General features: G+C 61.1%; 14 protein-coding genes. 11 read left to right on the forward strand and 3 right to left on the reverse strand.

The genetic code is table 11. The features are described 5' to 3' along the window. The first annotated feature begins 1 nt into the window (after window position 1). From HHL09_RS14145 to serS, 11 genes are all read left to right on the forward strand, one after another. On the forward strand, window positions 2-286 hold the full coding sequence (locus HHL09_RS14145) for a hypothetical protein (protein ID WP_169455276.1): 285 nt from the start codon (window positions 2-4) through the stop codon (window positions 284-286). 13 nt (window positions 287-299) lie between these two features. Further along, entirely contained in the window at window positions 300-602 is a 303-nt protein-coding gene (locus HHL09_RS14150; RefSeq protein ID WP_169455277.1) for an urease subunit gamma, read from the forward strand. Beyond that, a complete protein-coding gene (locus tag HHL09_RS14155) occupies window positions 599-916 on the forward strand; it encodes an urease subunit beta (protein WP_169455278.1) in 318 nt (105 codons plus the stop codon). Before HHL09_RS14150 ends, HHL09_RS14155 begins: the two co-directional genes overlap by 4 nt. 250 nt (window positions 917-1166) lie before the next feature. Next, complete coding sequence (ureC, locus tag HHL09_RS14160; RefSeq protein ID WP_169455279.1) at window positions 1167-2888, forward strand: urease subunit alpha; 1722 nt, start codon at window positions 1167-1169, stop codon at window positions 2886-2888. 14 nt (window positions 2889-2902) lie between these two features. Continuing rightward, the gene (locus tag HHL09_RS14165; RefSeq protein ID WP_169455280.1) at window positions 2903-3331 is read left to right on the forward strand and encodes an urease accessory protein UreE; all 429 of its coding nucleotides are present in this window, start codon (window positions 2903-2905) and stop codon (window positions 3329-3331) included. 32 nt (window positions 3332-3363) lie between these two features. Next, window positions 3364-4059: an urease accessory protein UreF gene (locus HHL09_RS14170; protein WP_169455281.1), complete on the forward strand. Its 696-nt coding sequence runs from the start codon at window positions 3364-3366 to the stop codon at window positions 4057-4059. After that, a complete protein-coding gene (gene ureG / locus HHL09_RS14175) occupies window positions 4037-4672 on the forward strand; it encodes an urease accessory protein UreG (protein WP_169455282.1) in 636 nt (211 codons plus the stop codon). Before HHL09_RS14170 ends, ureG begins: the two co-directional genes overlap by 23 nt. Before the next feature lie 72 nt (window positions 4673-4744). Beyond that, window positions 4745-4954, forward strand: coding sequence for an RNA-binding protein (locus HHL09_RS14180; protein ID WP_169455283.1), 210 nt, complete (start codon window positions 4745-4747; stop codon window positions 4952-4954). A gap of 300 nt (window positions 4955-5254) precedes the next feature. Continuing rightward, the gene (locus tag HHL09_RS14185; protein ID WP_169455284.1) at window positions 5255-6967 is read left to right on the forward strand and encodes a hypothetical protein; all 1713 of its coding nucleotides are present in this window, start codon (window positions 5255-5257) and stop codon (window positions 6965-6967) included. Between the two features lie 66 nt (window positions 6968-7033). Further along, window positions 7034-8350: a serine/threonine-protein kinase gene (locus HHL09_RS14190; RefSeq protein ID WP_169455285.1), complete on the forward strand. Its 1317-nt coding sequence runs from the start codon at window positions 7034-7036 to the stop codon at window positions 8348-8350. Window positions 8351-8399: 49 nt separating this feature from the next. Further along, complete coding sequence (gene serS, locus HHL09_RS14195; RefSeq protein ID WP_169455286.1) at window positions 8400-9683, forward strand: serine--tRNA ligase; 1284 nt, start codon at window positions 8400-8402, stop codon at window positions 9681-9683. 37 nt (window positions 9684-9720) lie between these two features. On the opposite strand, the gene HHL09_RS14200 is transcribed toward serS, so the two are convergent. From HHL09_RS14200 to HHL09_RS14210, 3 genes are all read right to left on the reverse strand, one after another. Next, entirely contained in the window at window positions 9721-10098 is a 378-nt protein-coding gene (locus tag HHL09_RS14200; protein ID WP_169455287.1) for a hypothetical protein, read from the reverse strand. 282 nt (window positions 10099-10380) lie between these two features. Further along, the gene (locus tag HHL09_RS14205; protein ID WP_169455288.1) at window positions 10381-11124 is read right to left on the reverse strand and encodes a hypothetical protein; all 744 of its coding nucleotides are present in this window, start codon (window positions 11122-11124) and stop codon (window positions 10381-10383) included. A 64-nt stretch (window positions 11125-11188) separates the two neighbouring features. Further along, entirely contained in the window at window positions 11189-12376 is a 1188-nt protein-coding gene (locus tag HHL09_RS14210; protein ID WP_169455289.1) for an RICIN domain-containing protein, read from the reverse strand. Between the last annotated feature and the right edge of the window lie 270 nt (window positions 12377-12646).

The raw sequence follows: 12646 nt of genomic DNA on the forward strand, positions 1-12646 counted from the left end.
CATGATCCGCGAAACCCTCGAGCGCATGCAGCGCCTGCTGTTTGCCTTTGTCCTCTTTGTCCCTTCGATCCTCGCCGCTCACCCCGGGCACTATCATCCGGGTGAGGAGGATGAGTTTGACCAGCTTCGCGCGGACTATTTCCATCTGCATGGCTATCTGGAGATCGGCTTGGCCGCGGTGGCTTTGGTTGCCATCGGCTTGCTGCATTTCCACTCGAGCCGGAAGGTAAAGATCGGTGCCGCGATTGCCTTCAGCAGTTCGGTCGCCCTCATCGTCGCGTTCTGATCCCGCGTCATCCATGCACCTTTCCCCGCGCGAACAGGAAAAGCTACTCGTGGTGGTGGCTGCCGACCTTGCCCGACGTCGCCGTGATCGAGGCCTGAAGCTGAACTATCCGGAAACCGTGGCGCTGATCACTGCCGAGATCTTCGAGGGTGCCCGCGATGGCAAGTCGGTCGCGGAACTCATGAGCTACGGCACCACCTTGGTCACCCGGGACGAGGTGATGGAGGGCGTGGCGGAGATGATTCACGACATCCAGGTGGAAGCCACTTTTCCGGATGGCACCAAGCTCGTCACCGTTCACCATCCCGTGCGATGATCCCCGGAGAAATCATCACGCCTGAGGGCGCGCCGGACATCGAAATCAATGTCGGCTTGGCCAAGCTTACCATCGCCGTGGCGAATAAAGGCGACCGGCCGGTGCAAGTGGGTAGCCACTTCCACTTCGCGGAGGTAAACAGCGAACTCGATTTCGACCGTGAGGCCGCGCGTGGCTTTCGCCTCGATATCCCGGCGGGTACCGCGGTGCGCTTCGAGCCCGGTGATACGCGTGAGGTGCCGCTGGTGGCCTTTGCGGGCAAGCGCGAGATTTACGGACTGAATAACAAGGTGAACGGGAAACTCGATTCATGAAGAGCAGCGATGATTTAACCGCGAAGGGACGCGAAACGCCGCGAAACCCAAAGACCATGGAAGGTGAAGGAAGCAATGCATGGGTTTCCCTCCTCCGGGCTGTCCCGTTCCGCGATGTTTCGCGTCCCTTCGCGGTTAAATGGTTCGCTGCGTTTCGTTCCATGTTTGAGCGATTGGTCGGATTTGAGCCGACGAGCAGCTCATTCGTAATGAGCAGGTCTCTCGTGCCGGTCCGCATCCGGAAGTCCCGATGAACCAGACCCGCGCCAACTACGCCGGTACCTTTGGCCCCACCGTGGGTGATCGTGTCCGCCTCGCCGATACCGAGCTCTTCATCGAGGTCGAACGCGATCTCGTGGCGGAGAAAGGCGGCTACGGCAATGAAGTGAAATTCGGCGGCGGCAAGGTGATCCGCGATGGCATGGCCCAGTCGCCGTTGGCTTGCGATGCCGAGAGCCTCGACCTGGTCATCACCAACGCGCTGATCCTCGATGCCGCCCAAGGCGTGATCAAAGCAGACATCGGCATCAAGCATGGCCGGATCGTCGGCATCGGTCACGCAGGCAATCCCTTGTTACAAGATGGCATCGACATGGTCATCGGCGCGGCCACCGAGGTCATTGCCGGTGAAGGCTGCATCGTTACCGCCGGGGGGATCGATACCCACATCCATTTCATCTGTCCCCAGCAGATCGAGCATGCGATTGCCAGCGGCACCACGACCCTCATCGGTGGGGGTACAGGTCCCGCGCATGGCACCTACGCGACCACCTGCACGCCGGGGAAATGGAATATCCGCCGCATGCTGGAGTCTGCGGAGGCCTTCCCGATCAATCTGGGCTTCCTAGGAAAGGGTAACTGCTCCTCCCCTGAACCCCTGCGCGAGCAGGTGCTGGCCGGGGCGATCGGCCTGAAGCTTCACGAAGACTGGGGCACGACACCCGCCGCCATCGATACCTGCCTTTCCGTCGCGGATGAGCTCGACGTCCAAGTGGCGATCCACACGGATACCTTGAACGAAGCGGGCTTCGTCGAAAGCACCCTGGCCGCTTTCAAGGGCCGCACGATCCACACCTATCACTCGGAAGGAGCCGGTGGCGGCCACGCGCCGGACATCATCCGTGTCTGTGGCGAGCCGAACGTCCTGCCTTCCTCCACCAACCCGACGCGTCCCTTCACGGTGAACACGATCGATGAGCATCTCGACATGCTCATGGTCTGCCACCACCTCGACTCGCGGATTCCGGAAGACGTGGCCTTCGCTGAAAGCCGCATCCGTCCGGAGACCATCGCGGCGGAGGATCTGCTGCATGATCTCGGTGCCATCTCGATGATGTCATCCGACTCGCAGGCGATGGGCCGCATCGGTGAAGTCATCACCCGCACCTGGCAGACCGCGCACAAGATGAAGGTGCAGTTTGGCAAGCTGGAGGGTGATAGTCATCCGGCCGCGGACAACTTCCGGGCGCTCCGCTACGTCGCGAAGTACACGATTTGTCCCGCGATCACCCACGGCATTGCGCACGAGGTCGGCAGCATCGAGGTGGGTAAGCTGGCGGATCTGACCATCTGGAAGCCGGCCTTCTTTGGCGTGAAGCCGGAGACCGTGTTGAAAGGGGGACTCATCGCCTGGGCGAACATGGGCGACCCGAATGCCTCGATCCCCACGCCGCAGCCGATGATGTATCGCCCGCAGTTCGGAGCCTTTGGCAAGGCCGTCGGCTCAACTTCGATTACCTTTGTCAGCTCCGCCGCCCTGGAATCCGGCACCCTTGATGACCTGGGGCTAAAGAAGAAGCTCGTGGCCGTGAAGGGCTGTCGCTCCGTGACCAAGGCCGACCTTCCTTTCAACGATGCGATGCCGAAGATCACCGTCGATCCGGAGACCTACACCGTGACGGCAGATGGCAAGGAGCTGAAATGTGAGCCGATGGCGGTCTTGCCGATGGCGCAGCGCTACTTCCTTTTCTAAGAACCGCTGGAGTCATGCATCTCATCCAGCGAATGATCGCTCCGGCCTCGGAGCTTCCCGAATCCAGCCAGGTCGTGCTTTCGGCGGAGCGCCGCCAATTTCTCAAGCGTCGCTGGCGGGGCATCGCGAATGACGGCACGGAGTTCGGTTTCGATCTGGAATCGCGGCTTGTTGATGGTGCCGTCATCTTCCAGCAGGACGGGAAGGACTACATCGTGCGACAGCTCCCGGAGATGGTGTATGAAGTTGTTTTCGAATCACCCGCACATGCGGCGATGGTGGCGTGGCGGGTGGGGAACCTGCACCTTCCCGCGCAGATCCTCGAGGACCGCATCCACGTGCTCTACGATGAAGCGATGTCCCATCTGATCGGTTACGAAGGCTGGGCCTACAGTGAGCCGGAGGTGCTGTTCCAGCCTCTGAAAGCCGTGGCGCATGCCTAGTTAGGAAAGAGCCGATGTCCGATTCTTCCGCCATGGCCGACTCAGCCGGAGCAGCGCAGCCGCTCCGCTACGATGCATGGCTGTGGCTGATGCAGGCAAACGATTCGCAATATCCCTCGGGGGCTTACGCACACTCTTACGGACTCGAGGAATTGGTCGAGGCAGGCGTGGTGAAGAATGCGGAAGGCCTGGAGTGCTTTCTTGAAAAGCAGATCCTGCCCGCGCTGCTCAGTTTCGAGCTTCCCTATTTCGTGCAGGCCCACCGGGCGGCGGGCCGAGGTGATGTCGCCAAGCTGGCCGAGCTCGATGGCGAGCTGGACGCATGGCGTTTGCCTGCGGAGACGCGGGATGCCTCGCGGCGCATCGGCTCGCGCCGCCTTGAGTTGCTCCGGCAGCTCGCGCCCTCACCCTTGGTGGAGAACCACGCGGCGAACTGTCCCTTCAGCCATCATCTCATCGTCACCTCCATCGAGCTCTCCTCGATTCCGATCGCTCAAGCGGCACGCGCCTTTGCCTTCCAGACGATCACCGGCTTTGCCACCGCCTCCATGAAGCTGATGCGGATCGGCCAGACCGTCTGCCAGGCGATCGTCCGCCGCACGCTCGACCGCATCGGCATGGAAATCGATGTCGCCCTTTCCCGCCCGCCTGATGGCTGGTTCAACCCGCTTCTCGAAATTGCCTCACTCCGCCATGCCCGCGCCGATGCCCGACTCTTCATTTCCTGATTCTCCCGCCAAGCGTCCCTTCCGGCTCGGAGTCGGCGGCCCCGTCGGCTCGGGGAAGACGATGTGCGTGCTACGGCTTTCGCAGTGGCTGAAGGACGAGCTCTCCCTCGCGGTCATCACGAATGACATCTACACCCGGGAGGATGCCGAGTTCCTGTTGCGGGAAGGCGTGCTGCCTGCGGACCGCGTCCGCGGCGTCGAGACCGGTGGCTGCCCGCACACGGCGATCCGGGACGATATCAGCATGAACATGGCGGCGGTGATCGATCTCGAGAACGCGCACCCCGACCTGAAGCTGATTTTGATCGAGAGCGGCGGGGACAATCTCTCCGCGACCTTCTCCCCGGAACTGGTGGATGCCTACGTCTACGTCATCGACGTGGCGGAGGGGGATAAGATCCCGCGCAAGGGCGGCCCGGCGATCCGGACCAGCGACCTGCTGCTGATCAACAAGACCGAGCTGGCACCTTACGTGGGGGCAGATCTCGCGGTGATGGACCGGGATGCCAGGAAGATGCGGGGAGAGCGCCCTTTCCTTTTCGCGGACATGAAGTCGGAGAAGGGGAAGGAAGACCTGCTTGCTTGGCTCAAGCGGGAGTATCTCTTCGTCTAGCGAGGGCGGGCCTTTTCCTTGACAATCAAGCACCGCTACGAAAGGTGGTAGCCGATTCAAGGAAAGGAGGGCATGGTGGATAGCGACCTTTTGCACACGGAAAAGATCTTGGCGGACCGGAAGACGTTCTTTCTGGATCTCAAGGAAAACGCCCGCGGCATGGTGGTGAAGATCACCGAGGACGTCAGCGGGAACCGCGATACGATCATGGTTCCGGCGGAGATTCTGGGCGATTTCATCGCTGCCTTGACCGATATCAAGGCGACGGCGGATAGCCGTTGAGGCGTTAGGCGCCAAAGAGATGCGGTCGGTGGGCTCTAGCAGCCGGTTAGGCTGGAGGGCGGGGGAATCTACGTGAAAATCACGTAAGGGTGACTTAAAGGTTTGAGGCTGCGCGTATCTAGGGCATACTCGGTCACAGCTTAGGTCCCGTAAGCGAAATACCGGCACCCAACAGTATTTCCGATTTTGAAGCTCCAGACGCCCCGCCACCCAAGCGCTGCCCCCCCCAGTGCGAAGAGGAAAAACGGCTCAGGTTCCGAATGGCGGAACCGCCTTCTCCTCGGGATTTCCTTCCTCCAGTTGGCTGGCCCGATCGCGGCCGCCGAGGAGGTTTGGCAGCCGGTTACGGACTACTCGATCTCTTTCCCGGGGGACCGGCCGGACGCTGCACCGGCGATCAACCCTTTCGAAAATTTCACCCATTTCGGCACCGACTTCGGCTGGATGGGGCCGGGCCAAGCCCGCATCGACGCCCGTGCCGGAGCGATCCGGACCAAGCCGGATGGCGAGTGGACCGGTGCTTGGCACTCCTTGGCGGGATTGGCCGGGGAGGGTAGCCGGATGTTCGATCCCACCGACGTGATCGGCCTCGGCGGGCCTGCTGAGAAGCGTGCCGGCGTGCTGGCCGTGATCGTGGAGGCCCGTGGCAATGGCCAGTTGCGGGTAGAGCTGGCGGATTCCGCCCGCTCGGTCCGCTGGTCGCAGACCACCGTGCTCGTTCCGGGAGAAAAGACCCGGCATCGCTTCGAGATCAAGGCCGCCGAATTGGGCCCGCTGAAGTTCATCAACTGGGTGGCTGAGCCCGGCAGCGCGGTCGAGATTTCTTCGCTCGGCTTCGGTGTGGAAAAGCCGGAGATGGACCCGGAGGAGTGGCTGTTCCGGGTTTCGATGGGCAAGCTCCGCCGTTGCCACGATGCGGATTGGGGTCTCACCCGTGACCGTGCCCACACGCCGGCCGGTGTTTTCGATTCGATTACTTCCTCCGGCCTGCACGCCTTGGCGAGTGCCGCGGCGGTGAAGGAAGGGGTGCTGGAGAAGGACAAGGTGGCGGATGAAGTCCGGCGCACCACCCAGGCGATGCTCGGCATGCCGCGGGCGGCGGGCTTCATGGCGCACTTCGCCCGCCGGGCTGCCGATGGCATGCCGGAGATCCACCCCGGCACCGAATACAGCACGGTGGATACCGCCATCGCCCTCCACTCGTTGCGTCTGGCGGCGGGGATCCTTGATCTGCCGGACGTTTCGGCAGCGGTAGGGCAGGCGATCTCAGAGCTGGATTTCGATTTGGTAAGCGATTCCGAGGGCTGGATCAGCCATGGATTTGCTCAGGACGGCACCACGCCGCTGGCCAGCCAGTGGCGGGACTGGGGCGGCGAGACCGCCTTGGTGCTGGCCCTAGAGGCGATGGTGAGCGGACGTCAGCCGCGTGGTAAGATGGAACCGGGCGGCAAGGTCTTCCGGGGAGTCGGTTTCATCACCGAGATCGAGAGCCTCTTCTACCCGGATTTCGACCGGAATGACCCGGACCAAGTGACCGGTGCGGTATGGCCCGTCTCCCGGCGCGAACTCTTCGAAAAGCAGGCCAGGTATGTGGTCGATCAGTGGCCGGATTCTGCGGCTGCGCGGCTTGGTATCTTCGGGCTCTCCGGCGGGGAGTCGGGTATGCCCGGTGCGGGATATACCGCAAACGGGGTGGATGTTCCGGGCCTGCGCTGGCTCCATCCTCATGCCATGGTCATGAGTTTGGCATTGAGCAGCAGGACTGACCTGCCTCTGGGGATCAAGCGCATGGAGCGCGCGGGAATCCTTTTTCCCCAAGGCCTGCCGGAGAATGTCGAGATCGGTTTGATCCTCCACAATCCCATGCAAGGGTCCCTGAATGCGGGATTTGAGGCATTGGCCGCCTACCACGGATGGCGGCGCGGAAATAATGATGCGATCGATGAGGCGAGCCTTCGCGATCCCATGTTGCGTGCGGGAATCCGGCGTTTTTGGCCGGATGTCCGGCCCTAACGGGTCCGGTTTTTTATTCATTGCCGCATCGCGAACCCCGGCTTCAAATTAGCGGGAGACTGATACATGGAGGACCGATACGAGATCCGTGGGAAACTCGGCCAGGGCGGACTAGGTGCCGTCTATCGTGCCTATGATCGTGCCCTGAAGCGCGATGTGGCGGTGAAGCGGATCGTCTCCGGCGATGACGACGAGCATCGGGAAGAGGCCACCAAGCAGATGGAGAAGGAGACCGGCGCCCTCGCCGCGCTCCAGCATCCGAACATCGTCACCATTTACGACGTGGGCTCCGATGAGGACGGCCCCTTCGTGGTGATGGAACTGCTGACCGGGCAGACAGTGGATGAGATCGTGGAAAAGGCGCCGCTGACTTGGCCGGACTTCCGCGAGCTGGTGTTGCAGATCCAGGAGGCGCTCATTGCCGCCCAAGATCTCGGCTTGGTCCACCGTGACCTGAAGCCTTCCAATATCATGGTCAATTGGCTGCCGTCCGGCCGCTTCCAAGCGAAGGTGGTGGATTTCGGCCTCGCAAAGTTCAGCCCCAAGACCTCCGCGGAGAGCGCCGAGCAGACCGACGCAATTTTTGGCTCCATCTTCTACATGGCGCCGGAGCTTTTCGAACGCGGGCCCATCGATTCGCGGACGGACATGTATGCCATCGGCTGCGTCTATTATTTCGCGCTGACCGGGCACTCTCCTTTTCAAGGGGAAACCGGTCCGCAGGTGATGGCCGCGCACTTGGAGCACCGGGTGATTCCGCTCGCACAAGTCCGTCCTGACATCCCGAGGTGGGCTTGTGACTGGGTGATGTGGCACATCAACCGTTATCCCCACGAGCGTCCCGAGAATTCCAGGGAGACCCTGAAGAGTTTCATCCAGCTTGACGTGCCGCCTACCCAGGCGATCACGCAGCCGCTGCAGCCACCGGTGAACCCGCGGGCTCCGGTGACAGTTCGGCCACGAACCGGGATGACTCCGCCACCCGCCCGTCCGGCACCCCTGCCGACTCCGCTGCCCATGCAGCAGACGGTAAAAACCCATACGGCTCCGCAGCCTCTGGCTCCGCCGGATGGGGCTCCGCCGAGCCTGCATGCCCCGCCAATCACCGCACCGATCACGAAATCCCTGGTGGAGGAGATGGGTGTGCGTGCTCCGGACATCCCGGTGCCGCAGCCGGAATCCGTCCATCCGCAGGGGACCCAGGTTCCCACGGCCCAGCGACCAGCGGTCGGAGGCGGCCGGGTTTTCGCGCCGCAGAGCACTTATCAGGTCGCCCAGAAGAAGAAAAAGCCGAGCGAGGCGAAGCGGAACATGCTGGCCGCGCTCGGGGGCGTGGTCCTGCTGGTGGTCATTTATTACCTGGTCACCTACTTCTCGAAGTAGCGATCCGCATTGGACGTCGGCGCGGGGATGCTCTAAGGCTCGCCGCGCCATGCTCGATATCCGCGAGATCCGTTTAAACCCTGAATTCTTCATCGAGCGCCTCAAAACGCGCGGTGGAGACCACTGGAAGCTAGTTGATGAAGTGCGCAAATGGGACGAAAAGCGCCGGATGGCCGAATATCAAGATGGCCTCTTGCGGGCTGACAGAAACCAAATTTCCAAAGAGATTGGATTTGCGAAGAGAGCGGGGGAGGACACGAAGGAGAAAGAAGAGGAGGTCCGGGAGATAAACGAAAGAATCGCGAGCCATAATTCCGAAGCGGAGGAGGCAACTCAGCGTCAGCACGAGTTGCTGATGAATATCCCGAACCTCCCGCATCCGGATTGTCCGGTCGGCGAGGACGAGACCGCGAATCCGGTCGTCCGCACTTGGGGCGAGAAGCCGGAGGTCGCCGATCCGAAGGACCACTTGGTGCTGGCGGAGGCGCTCGGCCTGATTTCCTTGGAAGATGCCACCCGCATCGCCGGCTCCGGCTTCGCCGTGTATCGCGGCAAGGGAGCCCGCCTCGAGCGTGCGCTGATCAGCTTCCTGCTGGATCTGCAGAGCGGCACGAACGGCTACGAGGAGGTGAACGTGCCTCACGTGGTGAAGCGCGAGTGCATGGAAGGCACCGGCCAGCTCCCGAAATTCGAGGACGACATGTACGGCACCGATGCCGGGGAAGACGGCCGCAACCAGCTTTTCCTCGCGCCGACCGCCGAAGTGCCGGTGACCAACCTCTACCGCGACACGCTGCTCGCCGAGGGCGATCTGCCAAAGAAGCTGGTGGCCTACACGCCCTGCTTCCGCCGCGAGGCTGGCAGCGCGGGGCGCGACAACCGCGGGATCATCCGCATGCACCAGTTCGATAAGGTCGAGCTGGTCCAAGTAGTGCATCCGGACGACGGCTTGCGCACGCTGGAAGAGCTCACCTCTCACGCCCAATCGGCGCTCGAGAAGCTTGGCCTTCACTATCGCACCATCGAACTTTGCACCGGTGATATCGGCGCGAACTCCGCGAAGACCTACGACATCGAAGTCTGGGCTCCGGGTCAGGGCAAGTATCTCGAAGTATCGAGCTGTTCATGGTTCGGCGACTATCAGGCGCGCCGCATGAAGCTCCGCTTCAAGGATGGCGAAGGGAAGAACCGCTTCTGCCACACCTTGAACGGTTCCGGCACTGCCTTGCCCCGTCTCTACGTGGCCCTTCTTGAGCAGTGCCAGCAGCCGGATGGCTCGATCAAGGTTCCGGCAGCGCTGGTGCCTTACTTCGGGTTTGAAGAGATCCGCTGAATTTAATGAAGGGGCGCTTCTGGCGCCCCTTCTTATTTCAGCCGCGGATCCTTTCGAATTCGGCGGGATCTAGGATTTCCAGATGGTCTTCGGTGAAATCTAGCGCCGCGGCCATTTCCTCCCATGACTTCCAATTGCCCCACGGATTTCGCCATGCCCCAAAGGTATGTCCTTCGGAAGTCGTGGCAAGGAACCCGGGATCATCAGTGTAGGTGGTGAGGAAGATCGGATCCGGGAGATCGTCCTTTCCAATCGGGGTCAGATTCGGGAGATCCGTGATATCGTAGCGGATGTTGAATTTTCCATGCCGCGTTACCTTGGCGACGAGGCGACCTTTTCGTGAGGCATGCTCCTCCAGCAGATCGAAGAACTGGTGGAAGGCCTCTTCCTCATCCGGCCATATGGACAATAGCATTCCATGCCAATTGTAGGTGCTGGATGCTCCCGTCCGGTAGGCCACCCAACCCGAAAAATCATTCGGTAAGGCGAGAGGGGAATCGGGTTCGCTGCGACAGCCCATCTGATAGCCTACAAGGAATACCTGGAGGTAGGAAAGGTTCGGCCCATCGCCCCAATACAAGCCCGGCCTCTGCCGGATCGATTGAAAGAACGCACTAAGCCCGGCCATCTGAAGGGCTTTATGATCGGAAAAAATCCGAACCTCAGGAAGCAAATCCACGGGGAAATTGCGTTCCTTTCAGCGGCGCTCGGCGATCATTCTCAGCTCGTTGGCGGCTCGCTCTTGAAGAGGTCCTTCAGGGAAATCCTGGACCCACGCGTTTGCTGCCGGCAGGTCCTTGTTGGCCCATTGGGTGACGACGATCATGACCGCTTCGTCCTGCGATGATCCGGGAAGCATTTGTTCCAAGGCCAGCTTGGCCGCTGCGGTGGGATCCGTCTGGCTCAGCACGTAGGTGAGGCGAATGGCGAGCTTGTCGCGGGATTCACCGCCCGGTTCTTTCATGAGCCATGCCAATGCTGCGGAGACATCATGGGTAGCCCATTGTTGGACGAGCCTTTCCTCGATCGCCCCCGGCAATCGGTCCAGATGAGCACCACGTGCCCTCTCGATGGCTTCGAGTGGCTTCGCGCCCGCCATTCCGAAGCATACTTCGGCAAGAGCCTGGGCGCGTTTCTCTTCCGGCCATTCCAAGGCGGAAGCCCATGCCGCCTCTGCATCCGTCTCCGCCCGTTCGCGAAGTTCGATCAGTTGGCGGGATTCCCGTTGGACGGGGGACTCGTCGGTGTCTCCGCCGACATTTCCCTCGTCTTCCTGTCGCACGCGGGTTTCTCGATCGGCCCGCGGGAGCGGAGCCTTACGCGATGTCTTGGGCCCCGTCTTCTTGGGCGTGGTTCCGGGCGTAGGTGCTTCTTGCCATTGGGAAACGACAAGAGCTGTCGCCAGGCAAAGACCAAGGAAGCCGAGGATAATCTTCTTCATGCTCTCTTTCGAAGTCGGGCGGCGCTGCCGCCGAAGGCAACGCCACCCTTTGCTCATGAATTTCTCAGTACAGCCGCCAGCGTTGCTGGGTCTGCCCGTTCCATGGCCACTGGACGATGGGCGCTCCGTTCTGGGTGGCGCTGGCATTTTCCAAGGCTTTTGCGCTCCATTGGTTCCAGATCTTGTAGGTGCCGTCGGATTGGCGATCGACCCACCATCTTTGGTTCGTGCCACCGTTCCAGCTCCACACCACGGGTTGTCCGAGGTTTGCGGTCGATTGCATCTCCAAGGCCAAGCCGCTGTTCAGATTGATGATGTTCCAAGAGGTATCGGAGTTCTGGGTGAACATCCACCGCTGCTGCAGGCCGTTGTTGTTGGCGGTCACGTCCCACTGCACCGTCGGGTTTCCGAGGGAGCTGCTTCCGTTGTCGATCGCCTTGCCTCCGACCATGTTCACGATGCGATGCTCCCCGGTGATGTCCCCGCCTTCGTTATCCAGATTGGTGTGAATCAGCGTGGCATACTGCAGCATCATCGCGGGATTGGCCGGCGGATTGCCTCCGGTATTGCCCGGCCAATAGAAGCCATTGAAGACACCCGCGCTGCTGCCCCATCCAGCCATCTTCGAGCCAAAGGTCGCCGCTCCATCCAGGTCCCAAGTCCCGGGAGAGACTTTCAAGCCGCCGAAGAGACTGTTCCATGATGCCGGGTTGTTTCCGGCGCCGCCATCGTAGCATTGGAGGTAGACTTCATCGCAGACGGAACCCAGGCCGTTTTTCACCGATTGCCAGAAGCCGGAGTTGGTATAGGGGCAGAGCGTGACCTTCATCCCGTTGCTCCCGGCCATTTGCCCGAAAGCGACGGATGAGCTGACGTCATACACCGATTCGTCATCGAAGCAGATGGCATTGACCGGGAAGTTCGCCTTGAGCGCGGCCAGGTTTCGATAGAGGACGTTCGAGGTATTGTTTCCCTGCGAAGCGATGAGGTTCTTGATGTTTTGGAAGCTCGCGTCGTTCCAGCCGCCGATGCATAGCTCGATGCGCGTCACCCCTGATGGCATCGCCTTGCATTGGTTAAAGAGGGGTCCCCAGTCGGAAGGTCCCACCCAGGTCCCGTTGCTGCACAGGGTTCCATCGTAGGTGAAGTCGCCATTGGTCGCGACCCGCATGTTGAAGATGATGAGCGTGTTGAAGCCGGATGCCCGCATGCCGTTGATCTGGGATGTGGTCATCGCGGCCCGTGTGGCCATGTTTCCATTGAGGAAGAGGGCCGCCTTGGAGGCGGATGCCGGCTCTGAGATTAGCGAGGCCATTGCCAGGGCTCCTGCGAACGGCGCATGTGATAGCCGTCTTAATAGCTTGCCGGTCACGTGTCGTGCCGAGCGCAACAACGAAACAATGATTGGTTCTTGGGTCTTCATCTTGGGTTCGTGGTGATGCAGCTTTTAGACTGCATTGTCGGCTTCTTGAGCCACGAACCCTGCGAGGGTAAATGAAAATGGATGATGGCAGAGTCGATC

It is taken from the genome of Luteolibacter luteus (assembly GCF_012913485.1).
GTDB lineage: Bacteria > Verrucomicrobiota > Verrucomicrobiia > Verrucomicrobiales > Akkermansiaceae > Haloferula > Haloferula lutea.